The following is a 21,486-nucleotide window of genomic DNA, read 5'->3' as shown; positions in this document are numbered from 1 at the left end:
ATTGAATCTGTAACCCTCACGCCATTATACACAAGTAGGGTAAAAAATGTCAAGCCCCCTCCCCCAACACCTCATTTAACGTATGGCAAATCCTATGTTTTGCCGCCGCAGACGCATCATGCACGCCCGGCAAACGATGGATGAAATATGTCTCGCACGACTCCACTGCGCGCTTGGCAATGTCCAATTCCATGAGGTTATCGTCCACATAAATAATGCGCGAATACACCGCCACCGCTTCCTCAATGTGCACATATTTTGCGCCTTCGCGGTTCGTGAAAAAAAGATCGTCAAAGTAGTCGGCAATACCTGCCGCGCGGACCTTGTAGCGCTGCCATGCGGTGTCCCCATGCGAGAGGAGACACACAGCGCAGCCGCGCGCCTTTGCGGATTCTAAAAACGGGATAACATCCGGATATAAATACGGCTTAAGATTCGCGAATGCGTGATAAAACTTTTCCGTTACTTCAGCGGCGGGAAAATCGGGCTTGCGGCGCACAATTTCCGCAATCTGTTTTTCGATAGTATACAAACCGCCTTCGCTGCGGCGCGCCGTCGCGTACGTTTCCGCGTGGAGTATATTATCTACGCCAAACCCGCGGAAAAAGTTCTCTCTGTCCTTTTTAAACTCGTGCCCGCCGAGTAGCGTATTATCTAAATCAAGAAAACAAATGGTTGAGGTCATAAAAAGGGGTTGATAGCTTCGTTAGCTTTTCAGCTTACTAGGAATTGCAAAACGAGTCAAAATTTTCTATGCTGTAAGAATTCGCAGATGCGTTAACTCTGTTGCTTTATTGTTTTCTTGCTTTATTGATTTCTTGCCCATGGAACTCCCTCCCCAATACGACCCAAAATCCGTTGAAGCGCGCATCTACGCAGAGTGGTTGAAGCGTGGATTCTTTTCGTCAAGAAAGCAAGAAAGCAAAGAAGCAAAGAAGCAACAAAACTATACAATATTGCTGCCACCGCCAAATATCACAGGAAGTTTGCACATGGGTCATGCGTTAAACGCAACGATTTCCGACATCCTCATCCGCTACCACCGCATGAGAGGATTCGCCACCGCGTGGCTTCCGGGCATTGACCACGCCGGCATTGCCGCGCAAAACGTGGTGGAAAAAAACTTGCGCAAAGAAAATATCAACCGCTTTGATCTGGGGCGTGAGAAATTCATCGAAAAAGTTTGGGAGTGGAAAGAAAAATACGGCAACATCATTCTGGACCAGCTGAAACGCATCGGCGCCTCGGCGGATTGGTCCCGCACACGCTTCACCATGGACCCCGCGTACAGCGAGGAGGTCACAAAAGCATTCATCCACTATTACAACAAAGGCCTCATCTACCGCGGCAAACGTATCGTCAACTGGTGCCCACGCTGCCAGACATCACTGTCAGATCTGGAAATTGAATACAAGGAGGAAGCCGGGAAATTATTCTATATCAAGTACCCATTAGTTCTTGAGCGAGGCCAGCAGACCGAGTCGAAGGACGACAATAATGTAACCCTTCGACAAGCTCAGGGAATAAATTATATTATTGTCGCCACCACTCGCCCCGAAACCATGCTCGGCGATGCCGGCGTGGCAGTGAACCCCAAAGACAGACGCTATAAAACGCTCATCGGGAAATCGGTGCGCCTGCCGCTCGTTGGCCGCGATATCCCGATTGTCGCTGACGACTCCATTGATACGAAGTTCGGCACAGGCATGGTGAAGGTAACTCCTGCCCATGACATGACCGACGCCGAAATCGGTGAATGCCACAAATTGCCGATCTATGAAATCATCAACGAACGCGGCCGCATGACCGACGCAGTGCCGGAAGCATACCGCGGCCTGAAAGTCGCGGAAGCGCGGGAAAAAGTTGTCGCCGAGCTTACCACTGCCGGACTCGTGGAAAAAGTTGAACCATACACGCACAACGTCGCAACCTGCTACCGCTGTACCACAACGCTTGAGCCGTTGCTCTCCAATCAATGGTTTTTGAAAATGGCGGAGCTCGCGAAAAAAACTGCCCAGGCGGTAAAATCAAAAAAAACGCGCATCATTCCAAAAAACTTTGAGAAGTCGTTCTTTGCGTGGCTGAAACATATCAAGGACTGGTGCATCTCGCGACAAATTTGGTGGGGTCATCGCATACCGGTCGGGTACTGCGTGAGCTGCGGAGATACCGTCATTGAACCGAAAGTAACCGGCAACTGGTTTTTTGTCCGTCACGGAGAAACGGCGGCGAATGCAGAAAAACGCATGCAGGGGCAAGGCATCGACCAGTCGCTAACATCAAAAGGAGAGGAGCAGGCGCGCGATGCGGCAAAAAAACTCAAAGGAAGTAACATCGACCTCATTGTGAGCTCAGACCTTAAACGCGCAAAGGAAACCGCGGATATCATCGCAAAAGAACTCGGCGTTGAGGTGATATCCGATAAACGGCTGCGAGAAAGAAATTTCGGTGTGCTGGAAGGTACAACACTGGAAGATCGGATGAAAAATAACTTAACGGAATTATTCGAGCGCCGTCATCATAAAGGTGCGCAGATTCCCGGAGCGGAATCAGTGGAAGAGGTGGAGCAACGGATATCAGAAATCCTCGCCGAACACAAAGAAAAACACGGACACAAAAATATTGTCGTCATTTCACACGGACACACGCTGCGAAGACTGTTTGGCATACTCAAAAAACTTGGAGCAGATGGCATTGAGGAACTTCGATTTGAGAACGCATCGATAGCGCAGTTAAGCGTCTCAAAACAAAACTGCAAAAAATGCGGCGGTGATTTCCTTGAGTTGGCAACCGATGTCTTAGACACATGGTTCTCCTCAGCGCTTTGGCCGTTTGCGGGGTTAAACGACGCCGATAAGAAACAGTTCTACCCGTCCAATGTCCTTATCACCGCGCGCGACATCATCAACCTCTGGGTTGGTCGCATGATTTTTTCCGGCTTAGAGTTCATGGGTAAAACGCCGTTTCCCGATGTCTTGATTCACGGAACAATTCTTACAAAAGACGGCAAGCGCATGTCCAAGAGTTTGGGCACCGGCATTGACCCGCTCCAATACATTGACCAATACGGCGCGGACGCGACGCGATTCGGCATCATCTGGCAAACCATGGGCAACCAAGACATCCGCTGGGATGAAGCCGCGGTGATGGCCGGCAGGAAGTTTGCAAACAAAATTTGGAACGCCAGCCGGTTTGTGTTAGGGCGCGTAGGTAATGCTTCGACAAGCTCAGCAAGTAATTATCCCCTGAGCGGAGCAGCGGCGAAGTCGAAGGGCTACCTTGACACGCCGAGGCCAAAAACAGCCGCCGACAAACAAATACTCAAAAAACTCATAGCAACAAAAAAACTATTGGAAAAACAAATCGCCTCCTACGAACTCGGCCCCGCGCTTCACGGCCTCTACGATTTCTTTTGGCACGATTTCTGCGATGTCTATCTTGAAGCATCAAAAACGCAACCGGACGAACACACAAACGCCATCCTCCTGCACGTGCTTACCGCATCGCTCAAAATGCTCCACCTCTTTATGCCGCACATCACGGAAGAAATTTTCCAAAAACTTCCGGCATCTGACAGCAAATGGCTGATTGTTGAGCCTTGGTAGATATAGTGTTCGCTAATATCACGAATAAAACGATAAAAATAACGCGAATGGAGGCGGATATTCGCGATATTTATATTCCCTATTCGCGATATTCGTGAATACTATATACTGTAAGTAATGTCTTTCGCGTTCAATCTTTTCGTCGGACTTATCCCAAGCTTCGTGTGGCTCCTGTTTTTTCTCCGCGAGGACGAGGCGCGTCCGGAACCGAAGCGATTACTCTTCTATGTTTTCCTTTCCGGTGCCGCGACCACGCTGTTTGTGTTCGGCCCGCAGTTTTTTCTCGCGCAGATTCTTGGGGCCGCGGACATTGAAACGATGAGCATCCTCGGGCTTTTCCTCCTCGCGGGCATTGAAGAGCTCTTCAAGTTCGTCGCGGTCTACTTGACCGTCGCGTGGCGGAAAGACTTTGACGAACCACTAGACGCCATGATTTACATGATCGTCGCCTCGCTTGGTTTCGCCGCGATGGAAAATATCGCCTCCGCTTTCCAGTGGACCAGCGTTTTTCTGCCGCAAGCCCTGGGGCCGGTGGAAGTCACCTCGCTCCGTTTCATCGGCGCCACGCTCCTCCACGTCTTAAGCTCTGCCTTAGTCGGTTATTATTGGGGCCTCACCATGGTTGCCCGCTACGCGAAAATTTCCGCCCCGTCGCTTCCGGCCGCGCCGGAACAAAACCCGGTCAAAACGCCCGGATCTTTCACGATTCTTCTCGAAGGCATCGGTGTTGCGACATTGTTGCACGCGGCATTCAACTATCTTATACTAAGATATAAGCCTGAAAACATGGTTGCCACGCTGTTTCTGGTTGCCATCGCTTTCTTTGTCCTCAACGATTTCGAAAAATTAAAGCGCATTGAAGCATTATGACGTTAGACGAACAGGAAAACGAAGTGCGGATTGAACTTGCGAAAGCGAGTACTACTCTTTCCCGTCAAAAAGTTGAGGAGGAAATCGGCAACTTCGTGGAAGAAGCCGAGGGGCAACTGACCGTAGATGTCTATCAGACGCCGACGGAAATCGTCATTCAGTCCACCATCGCGGGCGTTGACCCCGAGGAATTAGATATCGCCATCACCGCGGAGTCCGTCACCATCCGCGGCAAACGCGAGAAGATGGAAGAAGTCGCGGACGAGGATTATTTCTTTCAGGAGTGCTATTGGGGGCGCTTTGCCCGGCAAATTATTCTGCCGCAGGAGATTGACGCGGAACGCGCGGTGGCGGCAATGAAAAACGGGGTGCTCACGATTCGCCTACCGAAATTGAACCGCGAAAAAACGAAAAAACTAAAAGTGAAGTTTGACTAATAACTGTTACCGCTCTGCGTATGCGATCCAACGCAACAACGCGAAAGGCCTCCTCTAGGACGCACCAATAGGCGCGCCGCAGAGGGGGTCTTTTAGTTTTGCGATTCCGCGAACGGATCCCCCGTACCTTAAAAACTCATGAGGTGACCCATGGCTGCCAACAGCCGATGGCACGGGCTGCGGCTCGCGCTCGTCGCGACTGGGGGCGGCTTCAAGGTCGCCTTCAGTGTCGGAGTACTCATAGCGCTCCACGGTGCCGGCATGGCATTTGATTACATCCTGGGTACTTCGGGAACGGCAATCGCATTTGCTGAATACATCGCCTCAGGTTCACGCACAGCGGGACTGGTGCGGACATTCCGGGAGATTGAACGCATCGGCCCGAAGGCGTTGTTCAACAAAGTCCACATGATCCGCGACATCTTGCTGGACGAACTGGAGGACAATCACCACGTCTGGCGCACAATCGTGAAAACGGCGTGGCGCTTTATGGAAGCGGCGTTTCTGAACGACGTTCTGCGCAACGGACTGCCACCGACCATTGACGGCATCCGAAGCTTGGCGGACCGCATTGACGTGAAAGGGCTCACCGCGGCGGAGACGGAATTTGACATTGCCGTGCATCGCCGCGCAAGGAAAGGCCGAGCGGACTGCCATACACTCGTCGGAAACCACGATGAGCGGTTCAAGAAAAATCCGGAGGCAATCCTGGACGAAATCGTCGGCTCGGCAAGCTTCCTGCCATTCATCAGAAACCGGAAACGGTTTGACGGCCTCTACTTCGGAAACGGCCTAAGGGTTGCGCTGCGCAAAGCCGACATCGTGTTTGTGCTTGTGAACGACCAGCCGCGCGCCGATGAACGGCGAGGGTTCTTCCCGGACTTCATGAAGGCATTCGGCACAATGTATGACATCGCCTTCTTCGACGAAGTCGTCAAAGTGTACGCGAAGAATCCCGCGCTCACCGTATGGACGGGAGGTTCCATCGTCCCCTACATCCGAAAAATCGGCCTTATGGCGCGGTTCGGGAAGCGCTATGGACTCTCCAAGCGCTGTATCGTGTTCATCACGCCGAAGATGCTCATCGGCGCGCTTACCACGATTGACTTCAACGCCGGCGACATCACGCGGGCAATGGATCACGGCCACGCGTGCGGCACGGAAGTCCTCGTGGAGCTCAAAAAAATGTTGGAAGCAAACAACGCGGTCGCCTAAAAACGACCGCGTTACCATTTTATACAAAAACGAAAGCGGCGATCACCCTAAGGCGACCGCCGCACGCTGATTTTCTCCCTTACTGACCGCCAAGAATCCGGAGGATAGGCATCGTCGCGTCCTTCGTTGCCTCAAGCTTCGCGCAGGGATCGTACATGTGTACAGCTCGGGACGCGAACCGGACTCCCTGGTATCCCCCAACAAGCACCAGCGCCATGACGACCACACCGGCCGCCGCTGCCCCGATGCACTGAATCTTCTCCTTCATCGCAACCTCCTTTGGTTCGCCGAAGCCCCGCCATACGGGGCGAAGGCGACCTTCGTTACGGCGCGCAGCGCCGCTGATCGCCGCACGGATCCGGACGCTCCAGCTTCCTCGTCTCCGCATCCCGTTGCGGATCGTACGGACGAAGCACCGACGAGGGGACCCATAAGAGAAGCGATCCAAAATCGTAACCGTAGTAAATGAGCGTGTACTTCTCGGCTCTGAAGGTGCTCTCCTGCAAAGCCTGACAGATAGATCCCGCAGACACACACGGAATCCAAATCATGGAGTCCCACCCCGGAATGAGCATCGCTGGCTCGATGAGGACATCTTCCGTCACCACACACAGCTCCCTCGGCGGCATATTCCCTGCCATTGTCTTATCCCCCAGAAGAACCGATTGAAACTTATAATAACATACCAAAAACCTCGAAAAACTGCAACCGCGCCCACATGCAAGCCCTGCCCTGTGCCAACGCGAAGCTTTGGCACAGGGGGTTGACTTTTAAATAAATAGGGTATATAATATAGCAAAAGTTGAGAATCCTCCAAGCGGAGGGTTTTTGTTAGATAAAGACGCATAAAACCTATGTTTTTCACTGCTATTCAATGGTTGTTGCCGCAAACCGCACAAACACTGCGTAAATACCTCGCGCCGCTCACCAAGCGCTTCGCCGCCGGCGGTTTGACGCTTGCGTTCATGCTTCCGCTGATTCCAACAGGTGTCATCCCCTCGCTTTCCTTACCGACACCGGGAATTGAGACGCTGGTCGCCGACTCAACACTGCGCGAAACGCTGTTTGCGCCATCAAAAAAGAAAACGATGAGCGCGGTCATCACGGCATATTCTTCAACGCCGGACCAAACCGACGACACACCGTTTATCACTGCTTCCGGTTATCACGTGACCGATGGCGTTGTTGCCGCGAACTTTTTGCCGATGCACACGCGCATCATGATTCCGAAACTCTTCGGCAATAAAATCTTTGTTGTGAAAGACCGTATGCACCGAAGATTCAGCGACCGCGTGGACATCTGGTTCCCGGACCGCGCGTCCGCCAAAAACTTCGGCCTCCGCAAAGCGGAAATCGTGGTATTATAAAGAACCAAAATAACATTCCGACATTCTCAAGAATGTCGGAATGTTATTTATACGCGATTTTTGCGTCCTTCCGATTTGGTATAATAAAGAAAAGGGTCGAGAAAATCACTTTTCTGTTATTACTATGAACAAAAGAAAAGCGCTTGGTGTGGTTGTTTCTATCATCGGGTTAATACTCACCGCGGGCGCGGCGTCGCAGGTCGAAACCTACGGCATCGTGGCTCCGGTCACGATGGGCATTATCCTGGTTGCCGGTTTGTGGCTGCTCTTCGGCAAAAAGACAGAAGGTCCGATGCCTCCGACGATGCCGCAATAAGATTCATCTCAAATCAAAAATCCCCTCCGATGTGCATCAGAGGGGATTTTTGATTTTACTTCGCCAGCACCCACTTCTTCCACACCGCCTCCGCGGGCTTACTTCTGATACTCGATCCCAAATCGCTATATCGCGAAGGGATATACTCCGGCCCCATCATGTCGTCCCAAGACAAAAGTCGGGTCCCAAAGCCGTCAAAATCAAACCCTTCCGCAAGCGCCTCAAAAAAGGCCTCATACGCATCCGCTTGTCCCTGCCAATCGCGCTTATAGCCGGCCGCCTTCACTTCCTCATAATCCAAGAATTCCATGCCGGATTTTCCGCTTAACGCGCCGTCAAAACTTGAAACGGCGGCCATCACAATGACAGATTTCCGGTATCCCGCGAACTTCGCCTCAAGCGTCTGCAACTCTCTTTTCCACGCATCGCGCATTTCACCGATTGTCGCGCTTGGTCGCACAGTAATGCCTGCGGAAACATACACGCCGTCTACATCATCACGGTATGCAGGGCTGCCATCGGCATAAATTTTGCCGTTATACACCTCGCGCATTGCCGCAATGATCTCACGCCATTTTGCATTGGCGTATTCCTCAAGCGGAGCCACGGTCGGCGGACGATAGTGCGGAGTGATGTCAAACGCATCAATACCGGCTAATTCCATTCTCCTCGCCCACTCCACCAGCACCGTTTCCAGCTGACCGAAATAACGGTCAAGCCATGCTTTGGTCTTTGGCTCATATCGGCCGAAGTCCTCACCCGCGCGCCTTTCCGCCAAATTGCCGCCGCTTCCCCGCGCGGCAAACGGATTCGCCGTAATGTTTATGTATTTCGTATAATCGGCGCCGATGTTGTAATAGATCGTTGTTTTTAATCCGTACTTTTTCGCTGTTTTCGCAATTTGCTTCATTTCGCTCTCGGTAATGGACGCGTCACGGCCGGATTTATGCTTTACCTGCCCCCAAATTGTCCGTGGCATCAGCGGAGCCTCTTGAACAGTAAAGCTCTCCCGGTCGCCCTCCATATCAATGAAACTATACACGCCGATTTCCTTTCCGCCCATCGCGCTTATTCGCTCCATCGTAACATCCAAATTCTTTCTGGTATCCTCAAAAAACTGCATGTTGTAGTTGATGGACCACGTATCATACATTTCAACAGCGGGCCCAAGCAGAGACGCAAGCGCCGCTGGAGTCCCAATATCACTCCATCCGGAAACGTAATCGTACACGTTTTTTTTGAACGATTTCACCCTCCACTCTTTTTGGTCCGAAGACGCGTTCGCGCCTCCGCGGAGATACGCATATTTCAATGTATCGCCCGTTGTCGCGTCAACGGTCGTTTGAAAACTCAATCCGTTTATTTTTTCCATCGCAACCGGGTCTTTTCCTTCAATCGCGAGCAATACATTGCTACCCGCAGGTGTATTACTCGGCACCGTCACCCAAAACGTAATTTCTGCCGATTTCCCTTTCGGCGCTTTGTCTAATTTAGAAAACTCGCAAACCTGCCGTGCCTGCGGAATAGGAATCATGTTGCACGTCGGCGGCCAGAAATCAAAACGAATTGCCGCATAGCCAAACGCCGCGAAAATCAGAACAATCGTGAGCGGGATGCCGACAATCCACGCGACGGCAATAAAAAAGGATTTCATATTCTTTTATTATATTACTTGCCGTGAAAATATCCAACCGGCGCTACCTTAACCTAAAAGTAGAAAGAATGCTTTCAAAAAAAGATTTTAATTACGCGTCAAAATTTTCACTGAGCCGATACACAACTTCAAAAACAATGCCGACATCGTTGTCGCCGACATGCGTAACATATTCATATTTTGTGCCACCGCTTCCCGCCGCTCCGCCTTCATTAGTCGCGACAAGGCAGAATTCCCTACCCGCGACAGTGCGTTTTGATTTTACAGGCTCACCTGGGCCATAATAATTATCCGTTGAAACGCAGGAACCATAATTAAAACCTATTTCCGGAACAATTATCGGCGCATTGCCGCCACCTACCAGCCATGAACCGTCCAGTGTTTTGAGGTACGCGGCGATATCCGGATACTTGAGTTCAAAACCGTATTGATCGCTTACGTATGTCTGCCAACCAGATGTAGCTATTGAAATAGTAGACTGCGTTGCCGGTTTATGTAGAATAAAATAGCCAACTACAATGGCGAGTGTAATAACTAAAGCTACTAAAAATGTTTTCATACGTTTATTTTTTTGAGGGTTAAACGCATTCCTGCCGTCTGACCCCATACCCATAAGTCAATTACCTCGGCAGAGCAATTGATGACAAAGTCACAGACGCTAGATTGTTTGAAATATTCGTAACCGTAACAAAAGGGCCGCTCGTACCTATGCGGTACGATGCGCCTATTTGAAGCGGCGCGTCCATATTCACATTGTTAGTCACGAGAAAACTCTTTGTCCCTGCGCTTGATATGTCAATTGTCACGCCGTTCGGTTTATTCGATGGCGCGTCGGGATACGTATATCCAACCGGCTGTCTAAAAGAAACATACGCGGTAAAATCGGTGCCCGATATTGGAATTTTAAGCGCCTTCGGTCCGGGACCACTCTGCTCTATGGGCGACAAACTATACTGTCCGCTTGTTGTTATCACAAAATCAGAACCAACAAGCCAACCAATAATTTCTTTTTCAATCGCGCTGTAATCGGATAGTATCCCCCTTTTAGCGGACATCATTGTAAACACGGGTATATTTCCATTATTCCAATCGTAAACATGCGGACATGAGTTAGAAAGCGCTATCGTTGTAACACCGCCGGAGGTAGTTACTGGGCAATTTATATAATCAGGATGGCCGATGCCAGTATTCGGTTGATACGCCAAACTATGGCCAAATTCATGAAAAAGATATTCATCCGATAGATCAGAAATATGTATCCCTCGCAAGTGAACAGTTCTACCATTTAGTGTATACAACACAAATTGGCCTTTGCCCTCGAAAGTCCACAATGATCCATCGGGACAATCCGGCATCGGATGGACGATGAGATAATATGAATAATCCACAAATGGCGTTTGCGCGTCTGCTTTTTGCAACGCGCGTTGTATTAAATCATCAACCCTGTCTCCGTAGGATGTATGATTGCACACACCGCTCCCGAGTTCATAAACTCCCATGGTGTTCCCTTGCAACTGCGTCTTTCCATACGAACTCTGTTGTACGAAAACATTAAGTTTTTGAAGAGCCTGATCAACCTCCGCTAATTTCGACTGCGAAAATTTCATTCCGTACGATCCGTACTTGTCTCCAACCTCATTAATATTTGCCACAATAGCGCGGACCGAAATAGTCCCTGAATTTAAACTTGAACTCTGGATAGTTTGTGCCGAGGTAATTGTAAATTTATTATCGCTGCAGTCAGCATTCTTATTATCAATATTATCCACACCTTGAGCATCCGGAACGCTTACGCAAACTATATATGGAATAATTGAATCTCCGGGGTTGCTTTGCGGAACGGTCCAACTATAACTCCCCTTGTTTTGAACACCCTTTGCGATGTCGGTCGTTGCCGTTTCGTCGATTCGATGTAGGCGTATATTTACAGAATTTGAGGTATTCGAATTCGAACTCCAACGTATATTCACGGTATCGCCCGCCCTGTACGCTTCACCGCCATTCGGACTCAACACGGTGATTAAGGGTGTTTGAGAATACAATTTTAATTCTGCGCCAAAAACTTTTATTTTTTGACCAGAAGTATCTGTTATACATTCGCCTTTATTATATGCTCTATCGCATTGCTGGAGTGGATTACCAGAATTGTCCTTAATTTTATCTGTGAGAATAATTTGAATATTTTGTCCGGCATAATTTTTCAAATTCGCTACACCACTAAGATCAACTTGAACCGAGTACATTGGAAATGTTGCTCCGTGAGAAGACGCTTGCTCCGTAACAGCTTTTGCAGTAGTTCCGCTAAGCACTGTATTATTCACTTTTACAATAATTGAACCAGAATTTACAGTAGATGGATTTGCTGGCTGATTGAGGTAAAAGGAAACTACAGGATTTTTGACATTGAGATAATACATCGTAGTCCCGTCACCAAATTTACTTACAATTTCTTGATGACCTACTCCGTCATTATCGTATGTAGAAGCGGCTTGAAAGAAATTTACCCTCAATTTATTTTCCTGTTGAACATCTGTGACAGCATTTATGACCCAAATCGATGGCTGACTAAGTTCAGTGATTAGGGCAATTCTGTACGATTTAGAATTGTAAGTAGCTAACACCGTCGAGTGCCCTAAACCTGAATCTCCACCCGTAATTGCTTTTTGTCCTAAAACATATTGTGCACCCGCGCCAATTCCAAAACGGATTCCGTATTTTTTAGAGACTTCTACAGGGTCTTTGAACCACAATAACTTACCGTTCTGTACATCTTTTCTGACCTGATCAATAACTTGCGAATTGTTTTCGGGTTTTTGACTTCCGGTTTCGGCATCAACCGTTATATTTTTTATGATGTTTGGGATTTCACTTGCTATAGGCGGTTGAGTTGTGAGAGTTACACTTATTTTAATTGTCGAAAGAATTTGATTAACTGTTTGCTGATCATTAGTTTCTCCCCAAACTAGAACCATGTAATAGGTGTCACTGCTAGCAAAAGTATAATATACGTCAAACGCTCCTCCGGGGCCACCAAGCACTTTATTTTTGAATTTGAAAATACCTAGTGAAGATGGAGTGATCGGAGTTGAATTTGAACTTTCTATAGCATCATTTTTTATGCGATCCGCATTCAATTTATCAGTAAACTTTTTGACACCCTCGTTCGTTGCTAAATCATAACCAAAATTTTCTTTACTGTGTCGTTGAACCTGAATCTTTACACCATTAGGATTGCCACGCTCATACTTATTTTCATCATAATTAAAGAGGGAGTCGCCGTATGCAACATGGTAAGAATCTGGATAGGAAATACTATACCCATCGGACGTGTTCATGTATGTTTTCCAGCCAGCTGTTTCGTTCGAAGGCGCTTTAGGCGCTATTTGAACTTCAACATTCGTAAACTGAAAAGTTTTAACAATTTTGTCAAAAGCAGTAAACCAGTTTTGACTCACTGGATCAGTTTTGCCGGCTACAAGGTCTGCATAAAAAACATCCGCGCTGCTATCGCGCTTATCCTTGTATGTCCAAAAAATATTTTCGGATTTACTACATTCACCTCCGCCAAAATAGCTCGGATTATTTTTCTGGATATCAGTTCCCTTCAAAGCATCGGCTCCATTGTAGCTCCAGGATAATATTATTTGATAATGATCTTTGTAGATGACCGCTTGGCGATCGAATCTTACATCACAGACGTCCAACTCCTGGAGAAGAACCAGCTCTTTCGCTAACGCGCTCTTAACGGTCAACATCTTTAAAGAACCCGCCACAGGCATACCCAAAGGCACGCTTGGATCTCCTTGAGATAGGGCATTTTTATCTTTTAAAGCGTTGTCTATGCCGTAACCCAACGGCGCATCACCCATAGTATTTAAGTCATTCACCGTAACCCTAAATGCCAAACCCTCTTTTGCGTTTTCCGAAGCATTACTCGGATACTGAAATGTAAATCCAACCTTTGAATCAGTGTACGTTTTCCAGCCTACAGTTTCACTACTCTGCTGCGTTAGTTTATTCTCCTGCCGATACCTTAAATACGCGCCTCCTCCAGCGATAAGAAGCGCGACAACAATCAAGATTATCGGGACAATAAAGCCTTTACGAGAGTCATTCATATAGTAGTCAGTGCATTTTATTTATCATTTTTGTCCGCGCAAGCCACAGTGTCGACCGTGGCAACAGGAGTGTGATCACCCACCTGTTCAGGCGGCGTGGTTATCCGGGTCTTAATCACGCAAATGAAATCCCCCTTTGCATAGCCCAACGTCGCATGAAATGTAGCATCCCCACTATTAACCCCGTCAAATACAAACCCTCGATTACTTAATGCGCCGCCAAAGCGTGATCCGATATTTAGATCGTCTGTTTTTCCCATTGCCTTCAAGGTTTCATTTTCGACCGCCGACCGCGTAACCTCAAAGCCGTATCCATTAAATACCTCTTTAGTCATTTTTCCATTCGGCGTTTCATACTTTCCCGTATTCCACTCAAGCGATGTCTTTACTAAGCTCACATTTTTTATATTCAACGCCGCAAGTATTTCACTCATTAAATCATATGAGGTCGATTTTATAGATACAGCTGATTGCCTTGCCACAACGGGTAAAAAGCTCACCTGAATTTTCGGTAATCCGGCTGGAGATATGCCGATGTTGCGTACTAAGATCTTGCCACGCTCATCAAAATCAGTAGGAATAGGTAGTTCGAGCTCAATCTCGTATTTACCTGAATAATTAAGTTCCAACCTTGTGGGGCCCGGATTAGTTCTGCCGAGAATATAAAATTTACTTACTTTCACAAAAGGTTCCTCGGCGGGCGACAAACCAATCACAATCTTATTAACCCCGCTAGCACCAATCGTTACACTTCCACCATTATCATACACAGGATTAATCGCTGGAATAATTGGGGAATTGTAACGTCTAAAACTTAAATTCAAAGAACTATATCGATCAAAGTTATTATGTTGACGCGCGTAAAAATAAATCGCCCGTCCGTCAACCTCACGCTTGGTATCTAGTGGACTTTTTGCGATAACTTCTATATTTCTATCTAGATCTTGCAAAAAACTCACTTTGCTATCAGAGTTGTCATTAGCTTGTTTAATCATTTTTACTCCGGACACTAGTGCGGATATGCTCGCTATTAATAAAATTATTAAATAACCGTACACGAACCCCTTTTTCAAACCCTTCCTAACAATTAATACGCTGAATAAAATTGAACTGAAGAAATATAAAATAGTTTCATAAAAGTACATTGGACCACTGTCGCCATACATTGATCCACCAGATTGAGGAAGTCCGGACAATAAAATACTACCCCAAAAAATCCATTCATTTGTGAAAATATGGTAGAAATAATTAATAGGATAAAAAATGGGGAGCAATACTGCATTCAGCAAGATACTCAAAAGACCCATAGTAAACAGATCTACAACAACCAGCGCTACGCCGATGGTAACACCCACGCCCAAACCGTACTTCCAATTCTTAACTTTATCTTTCTTCACTTTCTTTATGGGTGATTGACGGGAAGCATCAACCAAAGAACCAAACACCTCATCAATATCCGCCGCTTGCCAACCACTCGCAATCAGAGAACTTTTAATGAAGTCCTTACCTGAACCCTGCGCCAGTGATTGCTTAATGTAATCTAGTAATTGCTGATTGATCATTTTTTATTTATATCATTCCTATAATCCATATTGCCCCAAACTCATGGTGCTTAAGAGTTTCGGAATCACGAGCACCAACCCGATGAGCGGCAAAACAATCACCGCCACGCTGATAATGAGCGTCCACATGAAGTAGCGGCGGGTGCTTTCCACCGATTTCAAGATCAGTTCCAGTTTTTTATCCTGCTCCTCGAGCTTCCTCAACATGTCTGCGTCCATACTGAAAATATACACCTCTTTTATTAAGCGGTATATTTATGTACGTGAGGAAGTAATTCAGTGCCCGGGGCCGGATTCGAACCGGCACGCTTTGGAGCGCATCCTCTTAAGGGATGTGTGTCTACCAGTTTCACCACCCGGGCAATTATGTTCCCGCCTTCGCTCCGCCGAAGCTCATAAGAGCGTAGGCGAGCTTCGCTAAAGCTACGGCGAGGCGCTAAATTTTTCAACCGTTAGCCCTGCTCACGGGAAAAATTTGCGGAGGCCTGGGCGAGAATCGAACTCGCGCATATCTCTTTTGCAGAGAGACGCCTTACCACTTGGCTACCAGGCCTTATATGTTCACATTGTAGTATATGTCGCCGCATTTTTCAACTTACCAAAACAAAGAGCCGTCAGCGGTGACGGCTCCGGGAACGATTGTGGTCGCGCAGCTGCTTGAGCGTGAAGTGCTCGCACACGCAGAGGATGCCTTGGATAAACCCGAGCCACCGCGCGAACTTCTCCTTGTCCTCAGCAACGCCGACCATCTTCTCCATCTTGTCGAGCATGTTATGGCAATGCTTAAGCGCCGCTCCGGCCGATGGGCACACGAGATCGTGATCCATTATACGCTTCGGGATGTGGCGATCGCGGAACCACTTGCGGTACATCCTCAACACTTCCCTCGCCTTACGATCGGTCATTCGCGTACCTCCCAAATCCAAGAACTCCCTCTATCCTACCGCCCTTTCTCCTCTTTTTCAATCTGAATAAAATCCTTCTCAAGGACGGCGGCTTTTTCAAGCCCATGATCAATTTCGAACCGAATCTCCGGCATCGGACGAATGTTCATCTTGTAATTCAACAAATGCTGGAAATGCCCGCGCATTTTGATAAGTTTCTTTAAAATATCTTCCTCTCCGCCGGAGGGAAGTATACTCACCTTCACTTTCGCGTGATTCAAATCTCCCGACACTTCAACGGTTGTAATAGTCAAAACCTTCCCGGAAAACTCCAACTCGCGCAAGAAAAAATTACTCAACTCGTCGCGGATAAGTTCTGCGATACGCTCTTTGCGATGGAATTTCATATTATCGCATGACAAGTCTATCCCCTACCTTCACCTCTATCTCTGCGTCGAAAAGCAGTCCGCACTCCTTCCCTGCCACAACTACCGGTGCGTCAACACGCTGGTGCTGCAGGTTAATAATTTTTCCGCTGCCAAGAAGTACCTCGCCGCGCGTCACTTCCAGCTCCGCGTTATTTTTAATTTCTCCTTCGGTGACTTTACCGCCGATAATCTGCGCCTTTCCCTTACGCCCGAACACGGCGAGTATTTCAAGAATACCCAGCGATTTTTCTCGCGCCTTTATTTTCAGGCGTTCCTCAATCGCCTTCACAAGGTCATACACAATCTCCGATTGCACGATGTCAATTCTTTGCGCGCGGGCAAGCTCCTCAGCAGCTTTTGTCGCCTGCGTCCGAAAACCGATGATGGTGGCGTGATGACCGATAGCGTCTTTCACGTCGCCGTCCGTAATGTCGCCAACGGATTCGCTAATAACAGCAACGCGAAGCTCGGGCGGGTGCGGCAAACTTTTCATAATGCCGGAGAGTGCCTCCAGCGATCCCGAAACATCGGCTTTGAGGATAAGATTCAACTCCGCTTCGCCTTCCGCGAGTCTTTGTTTCACAACACGCTCCGGCGCCTTCGCAATAACCCGCATAATCGCTTCAAGGGCTTTCGCGGCGTGAAACTCCGCGCCAACCGTCGGAAGCGCCTCAAATCCCAAAACGCGCGCCGGACTTGAAGGGGTAAGCTCATCAACACGTTCACCTAAAAAGTTTTCCAATATTTTAATTTTTCCCGACACGGTCCCGGTCTGAATCATGTCACCGACTTTCAGCGTCCCATCTTTCAAAATAACCGTCGCGACAATTCCCTTCTTGCCGTCGCGTTTTCCTTCAAGCACGTAGCCGCTCGCCACTGCCGCAGGGTCATACGTGAGCTCCTCCAAATCTGCCGCCAAGAGCAACAAATCAAGCAGTTCACTCACTCCTTTGCCGGTTTTTGCCGAAATGGCCTGCCAAGAAGTATTGCCTCCGAACCCCTCAAGGAACACCTGGGCCTGCATCAGTTCATTTTTCACCTTCTGTTCATCCGCGCCGGCCGAGTCAATTTTGTTAATAGCAACCACAAACGGCGTTTCAGTTTCCTGCAACATCTTAATGGCCTCTTTTGTTTGCTGCTGCACGCCGTCGGTCGCTGCGACAACCAAAATTGCCAAGTCTGCGATGTTCGCGCCGCGACGTCGCATCTTAGAAAACGCCTCATGTCCAGGGGTATCAATAAACGTCATGCGCTCGTTATTTCCTGAGCTTGTCGAAGGATGTACCACTTCATAAGCCCCGATGGACTGCGTAATACCCCCCACCTCTCGGGAGGCGACGTTTGCCTTGCGGATATAGTCAAGAAGCGTGGTCTTTCCGTGATCCACATGTCCGACAACAACAATAACCGGTGGGCGCTTCATATCGCTTAATACTATACTTTTTCGCCTTGAATGTCAAAGTTGTTGCTTTTTATTTGCTTATAAATCCCCTTTTTAGTACGCTGTATACATATTGGTGAGGTGGCCGAGTGGCTAAAGGCGACAGGTTGCTAACCTGCTATACGGGTTTAAATCCGTATCGAGGGTTCGAATCCCTCCCTCACCGCCAAAATTAAACATTAATAAATTCCTACCATGAGCAAAGAAATGCCGAAGGGGTTAGAGGAACAGTTACCACAAGAAGTGGGGGTTGCGGATTGGGACATACAGTACTTACAAACACAGCAGGAGAGATTGGAAGCGCTTACCGAACAGCTCGCCAAAGCACAAGACGAGAAAGAACAACGTGAGCTAACCGCGCAAGTTGAACAACTGCGGTCCACTATTGAACAGAAAAAAGGGGTCGTAGAACATCGGCTTGGGTCGGAGGAATAAATATGCAACCAACAAAAAAACTCCGCATCGCAGTCCTCATGGGCGGACCGTCCGCCGAACATGAGGTGTCACTGAAAAGTGGGGCGATGGTAGTGAAAAATCTTGATCCGCAAAAATATGTCGCGACGCCGATGGTCATCGGCAAAGACGGCAAATGGCCGGTTGCGCCCGAAACGCTCAAACGCGACTACGACCTCGCATTCATCGCCATGCACGGCGAATATGGCGAGGACGGCACGATTCAGGCATTGCTGGAGTCGCTTGGCGTTCCTTTCACCGGATCGGACGCCAAAGCGAGCCGCCTTGGTATGGATAAAATTGCGGCGGCGCAGGCATTTAAAAATGCCGGGCTAAATATGCCTCCGGAAATGGACCCCTCGAAAATCAAAACATTTCCCGTTGTAATAAAACCGGCCGACCGCGGATCAAGCGTCGGGGTGAGTATTGTAAAAACCGCAGCCGAGCTTCCGGCAGCAATTGCAAAAGCAAAACAATGCTCACCAAACATCGTCGCGCAGCAGTTTATTTCCGGCCGCGAGTTCACGTGCGGGGTATTGGAGATCGCCCCTTCGACAAGCTCAGGGCATAAAAAAACCGTAGCACTTCCGCCGACGGAGATTGTTTTGAAAGGCAGCGTCTTCTTTGACTTTAATGCGAAATACACTCCGAACGCATCCGAAGAAGTCACGCCGCCGCGCAATCTTCCGGAAGCAAAAATAAAAGCAATTCAGCGCGCGGCGCTTACGGCACACCGCGCCATTCATGCCCGCGGCGTTTCGCGCACGGACATGATTATGGATGCAAACGGCAAAATTTATGTTTTGGAAATCAACACCATCCCCGGCATGACGGAAACGAGCTTGGTTCCGCAGGAGGCGCGCGCCTTCGGCCTACCACCCGCCGAGCTTTTAGACAACATTGTGCAAGCGGCAATGAGGTAGGGATGGCCGTTCGATTCCTCGCGCACAAATGCAAAATCCCCCGAGAGGGGAATTTTGCATTTGTGCTGTAATCATACACTTTGCTCGAACCTTTTTCGAACATCAAACTGACTAATGCGCACGCCCCGCGTGCGTGGTGGCTTGAAACTAAATCGTACGCTCGTATCGTTCCGCCACTGCCTCGCTTCACTCGGCAACACCAAAGAAAAATGTCTCTTGCTTTCTTGATTTGGCGGGGGTGAAATTTTTCTTGAAAATGGAAAGGACATTTTTCTTTGGTGTTCTGCCCTCCAAGTATTCGGGCAGGTGGCGGAACAATGCGGACTCGGTTTTGCGGAAGCATTTTTCTGGGGGAATGGTTTCCGCAAAACCTCGACTAATTTGGATTTCGCAAGCGGAGGAGGAGGGGTCTGGGGAGGAATCCTCCGCTTGCTCCATCCGTTTTCTTTTGGCGAAATTCGGGGCGGACTATTTCTTGTTAAAGCGCTTAAAGTAGGCATCGATTTCATCTCTCAACTCAATACCAACCCTCTCAAAGCAGTCGAGTAAATCCTTATAGGTATTTTTACCACCAAGGAAATCCCAAAACTCGTCTGCTACTTTAAGCTCATTTTCTAAATCTAACATTCCCCGCATTGTCCATCGGGTATAAGGTTCTGGTTCGTAAGGATTATATGGAATTGCAATAAAAGTATTTATCTCTGCGTTAGGTTTGTTTGCCAAAACAACTGCAACCCACTCAAGTAATGTGCGCTTAAATTCCTTAAAGCCACCGGCGTTTGGTTTTGCAGTTTTAATATCAAACAAGAAATATCCACCGTCTTTTGATTCAAACAGTAGATCAACTTTTGTTGGCTTTACCTTAATCATATCGCCTGTTTGACAAACTTTTCGTATTCTTTCGATTTCTTCTTTTTTGTTTGGCGAACTTGTTGCTGTAATAAGACCATCAATAATCTTCTGGATTTCAGATTGCGCGCCTGTACTGATTTGGTCTCCGGCTGTAGCTTGAGAAACAGCCATTTTGAAATTCTTTTGTGCTAAAGCAAGGCCAACCGGCTCGAAAATACTCGTACCGAAATTTGTATTGAGCGAATGAATGAAGGAATACAAAGCCAGTCTATCCTTACCAAGTAATCGCGTATGAAAAGGCATTGATGCCGGCTCCGGTTTATAGTTTTGAAACTTGTTGCGCAAACTTGCTTTCAAAACTTCTTCAACACTTGTAATTTGCTCTTTAGATAAAGCCATATAATTATTTTACTTTAAAATGAAATATAATTTCTGAATACGGATTTCGATCGCGTTCCGTTCGGTTCAACACAGGTCGTTTAAACTGGTTTACAATTTTCATTCCCGCCTTTTCTGCAATTTCTGGATAGAGATTATATTTATCATTTGCTACAAGAAAAATATCAAAATCAGCTTTGAGATATTGTTTGCAGTTATTTAACACATCCGCAATTCCTTGTGCATATGACCGGCGAGCCTCCATTCCTTGTCCCTTATAAAGCGGACCAATTTCTAAATCATCCTTACGCTTAAATCCAAGAAGGTCATATGCGTAAGCATGTTGTTCGTGGTAATCAATTTGCCCGACATAAGGAGGTGAGCAAAAAATACCTGCTATTTTTTGCTTTTTTAGAATTTTAGAAAACTCTGGGTTTTGCTTTTCTATTTTCTCAAAAATATTTACAGCCCTTGAGTCACCAGTTAATACAGAATAATGGACAGGCTTGCGTAATCTTTTAAATTCTCTGATTCTGCTCAAAGTATCAAGTGCATAGCGATTGAGCATGCTTGTTATAGAGAAAAGTGGTTTGCAGATTTTTTTGTGCTTAAAACAGTAATAAGTCGTAAGTTGAGGTTCTTTAAGTGTTGCTAAGTCGCTGTGTGTAGTTGCACGGCATGACCTAATTGTTCTACTCAAAATAAGAGCGAGTATTTTTCTAGTCTTAATATCTTTCTCTTGTTTTATTGTTTGAAAAACGTGGTCTATCTCTCGACGAACATTATCCATAAACCAAATATCAAGGAAAGAATCTGACTTATCTTGTTTTAGTTTGATTGAGTATTTTTTGAGTAGTTTTTGATAAATAGGTAAAAACTCACGCTCTTTTTCGATAGAAAATTTCTTTTCATCAAATTTCCCTTGATTGATTTTATATTTGAAATCAGAACCCGGAAAATGTACGAGGTTGAATTTTGCAAGT

General features: G+C 47.5%; 22 protein-coding genes and 3 tRNA genes. 9 read left to right on the top strand and 16 right to left on the bottom strand.

Annotated elements, in window-relative coordinates; all coding sequences use genetic code 11:
• Positions 1-49: 49 nt before the first annotated feature.
• On the bottom strand, positions 50-685 hold the full coding sequence (locus Q7R85_03390; protein MDO8585135.1) for an HAD family hydrolase: 636 nt from the start codon (positions 683-685) through the stop codon (positions 50-52).
• A 139-nt stretch (positions 686-824) separates the two neighbouring features.
• Here Q7R85_03390 and Q7R85_03385 point away from each other — a divergent pair, with 139 nt between their 5' ends.
• From Q7R85_03385 to Q7R85_03370, 4 genes are all read left to right on the top strand, one after another.
• Positions 825-3,605 carry a class I tRNA ligase family protein gene (locus Q7R85_03385; GenBank protein ID MDO8585134.1) on the top strand — a complete coding sequence of 927 codons (2,781 nt, stop codon included), beginning with the start codon at positions 825-827 and terminating at the stop codon, positions 3,603-3,605.
• A gap of 117 nt (positions 3,606-3,722) precedes the next feature.
• The gene (locus Q7R85_03380) at positions 3,723-4,475 is read left to right on the top strand and encodes a PrsW family glutamic-type intramembrane protease (GenBank protein MDO8585133.1); all 753 of its coding nucleotides are present in this window, start codon (positions 3,723-3,725) and stop codon (positions 4,473-4,475) included.
• A complete protein-coding gene (locus Q7R85_03375) occupies positions 4,472-4,912 on the top strand; it encodes an Hsp20/alpha crystallin family protein (GenBank protein ID MDO8585132.1) in 441 nt (146 codons plus the stop codon). Before Q7R85_03380 ends, Q7R85_03375 begins: the two co-directional genes overlap by 4 nt.
• Positions 4,913-5,062: 150 nt before the next feature.
• Positions 5,063-6,127, top strand: a complete 1,065-nt coding sequence (locus tag Q7R85_03370; GenBank protein MDO8585131.1) for a patatin-like phospholipase family protein — start codon at positions 5,063-5,065, stop codon at positions 6,125-6,127.
• Positions 6,128-6,206: 79 nt separating this feature from the next.
• Here Q7R85_03370 and Q7R85_03365 read toward each other — a convergent pair whose 3' ends face one another.
• Together Q7R85_03365 and Q7R85_03360 are read right to left on the bottom strand one after the other, a co-directional pair.
• Entirely contained in the window at positions 6,207-6,395 is a 189-nt protein-coding gene (locus Q7R85_03365; GenBank protein MDO8585130.1) for a hypothetical protein, read from the bottom strand.
• Between the two features lie 55 nt (positions 6,396-6,450).
• Positions 6,451-6,768: a hypothetical protein gene (locus Q7R85_03360; protein MDO8585129.1), complete on the bottom strand. Its 318-nt coding sequence runs from the start codon at positions 6,766-6,768 to the stop codon at positions 6,451-6,453.
• 213 nt (positions 6,769-6,981) lie between these two features.
• Between Q7R85_03360 and Q7R85_03355 the strand changes: the two genes are divergently transcribed.
• A complete protein-coding gene (locus Q7R85_03355) occupies positions 6,982-7,494 on the top strand; it encodes a hypothetical protein (GenBank protein ID MDO8585128.1) in 513 nt (170 codons plus the stop codon).
• Between the two features lie 124 nt (positions 7,495-7,618).
• The gene (locus Q7R85_03350; GenBank protein ID MDO8585127.1) at positions 7,619-7,810 is read left to right on the top strand and encodes a hypothetical protein; all 192 of its coding nucleotides are present in this window, start codon (positions 7,619-7,621) and stop codon (positions 7,808-7,810) included.
• A 55-nt stretch (positions 7,811-7,865) separates the two neighbouring features.
• Here Q7R85_03350 and Q7R85_03345 read toward each other — a convergent pair whose 3' ends face one another.
• The 10 genes from Q7R85_03345 to infB form a co-directional block, all read right to left on the bottom strand.
• Positions 7,866-9,464, bottom strand: coding sequence for a hypothetical protein (locus Q7R85_03345; protein MDO8585126.1), 1,599 nt, complete (start codon positions 9,462-9,464; stop codon positions 7,866-7,868).
• 91 nt (positions 9,465-9,555) lie between these two features.
• The gene (locus Q7R85_03340; protein ID MDO8585125.1) at positions 9,556-10,023 is read right to left on the bottom strand and encodes a hypothetical protein; all 468 of its coding nucleotides are present in this window, start codon (positions 10,021-10,023) and stop codon (positions 9,556-9,558) included.
• A 61-nt stretch (positions 10,024-10,084) separates the two neighbouring features.
• Entirely contained in the window at positions 10,085-13,582 is a 3,498-nt protein-coding gene (locus Q7R85_03335; protein MDO8585124.1) for a Ser-Thr-rich GPI-anchored membrane family protein, read from the bottom strand.
• A gap of 17 nt (positions 13,583-13,599) precedes the next feature.
• Complete coding sequence (locus Q7R85_03330) at positions 13,600-15,144, bottom strand: hypothetical protein (protein MDO8585123.1); 1,545 nt, start codon at positions 15,142-15,144, stop codon at positions 13,600-13,602.
• A gap of 18 nt (positions 15,145-15,162) precedes the next feature.
• Entirely contained in the window at positions 15,163-15,363 is a 201-nt protein-coding gene (locus Q7R85_03325) for a hypothetical protein (GenBank protein ID MDO8585122.1), read from the bottom strand.
• A 61-nt stretch (positions 15,364-15,424) separates the two neighbouring features.
• A tRNA-Leu gene (locus Q7R85_03320) sits at positions 15,425-15,506 on the bottom strand.
• A gap of 119 nt (positions 15,507-15,625) precedes the next feature.
• Positions 15,626-15,697, bottom strand: a tRNA-Cys gene (locus Q7R85_03315).
• Between the two features lie 61 nt (positions 15,698-15,758).
• Positions 15,759-16,049: a hypothetical protein gene (locus Q7R85_03310; protein MDO8585121.1), complete on the bottom strand. Its 291-nt coding sequence runs from the start codon at positions 16,047-16,049 to the stop codon at positions 15,759-15,761.
• 35 nt (positions 16,050-16,084) lie between these two features.
• Positions 16,085-16,435, bottom strand: a complete 351-nt coding sequence (gene rbfA, locus Q7R85_03305; GenBank protein ID MDO8585120.1) for a 30S ribosome-binding factor RbfA — start codon at positions 16,433-16,435, stop codon at positions 16,085-16,087.
• A gap of 1 nt (position 16,436) precedes the next feature.
• Positions 16,437-17,879 (bottom strand): translation initiation factor IF-2, encoded by a 1,443-nt coding sequence (infB, locus tag Q7R85_03300; protein MDO8585119.1) that lies wholly within the window; start codon positions 17,877-17,879, stop codon positions 16,437-16,439.
• A gap of 93 nt (positions 17,880-17,972) precedes the next feature.
• Here infB and Q7R85_03295 point away from each other — a divergent pair.
• From Q7R85_03295 to Q7R85_03285, 3 genes are all read left to right on the top strand, one after another.
• Positions 17,973-18,066 (top strand) — tRNA-Ser (locus tag Q7R85_03295).
• 26 nt (positions 18,067-18,092) lie between these two features.
• Positions 18,093-18,332 (top strand): hypothetical protein, encoded by a 240-nt coding sequence (locus Q7R85_03290; protein MDO8585118.1) that lies wholly within the window; start codon positions 18,093-18,095, stop codon positions 18,330-18,332.
• A gap of 2 nt (positions 18,333-18,334) precedes the next feature.
• Positions 18,335-19,273 (top strand): D-alanine--D-alanine ligase, encoded by a 939-nt coding sequence (locus Q7R85_03285; GenBank protein ID MDO8585117.1) that lies wholly within the window; start codon positions 18,335-18,337, stop codon positions 19,271-19,273.
• Positions 19,274-19,459: 186 nt separating this feature from the next.
• Here the strand turns inward: Q7R85_03285 and Q7R85_03280 are convergent, their stop codons facing one another.
• The 3 genes from Q7R85_03280 to Q7R85_03270 all read right to left on the bottom strand — a co-directional run.
• Positions 19,460-19,711, bottom strand: a complete 252-nt coding sequence (locus tag Q7R85_03280; GenBank protein MDO8585116.1) for a hypothetical protein — start codon at positions 19,709-19,711, stop codon at positions 19,460-19,462.
• A gap of 30 nt (positions 19,712-19,741) precedes the next feature.
• On the bottom strand, positions 19,742-20,524 hold the full coding sequence (locus tag Q7R85_03275) for a TdeIII family type II restriction endonuclease (GenBank protein ID MDO8585115.1): 783 nt from the start codon (positions 20,522-20,524) through the stop codon (positions 19,742-19,744).
• A gap of 4 nt (positions 20,525-20,528) precedes the next feature.
• Positions 20,529-21,486: site-specific DNA-methyltransferase (locus tag Q7R85_03270; GenBank protein MDO8585114.1), on the bottom strand; the 958-nt coding region annotated here is incomplete at its 5' end.

The organism is bacterium, assembly GCA_030649055.1.
Taxonomy (GTDB): Bacteria; Patescibacteriota; Minisyncoccia; order UBA6257; family JAUSGH01; genus JAUSGH01.
Note: the sequence above shows the minus strand (reverse complement) of the source record. Positions and strands in the feature narration are given on the sequence as shown.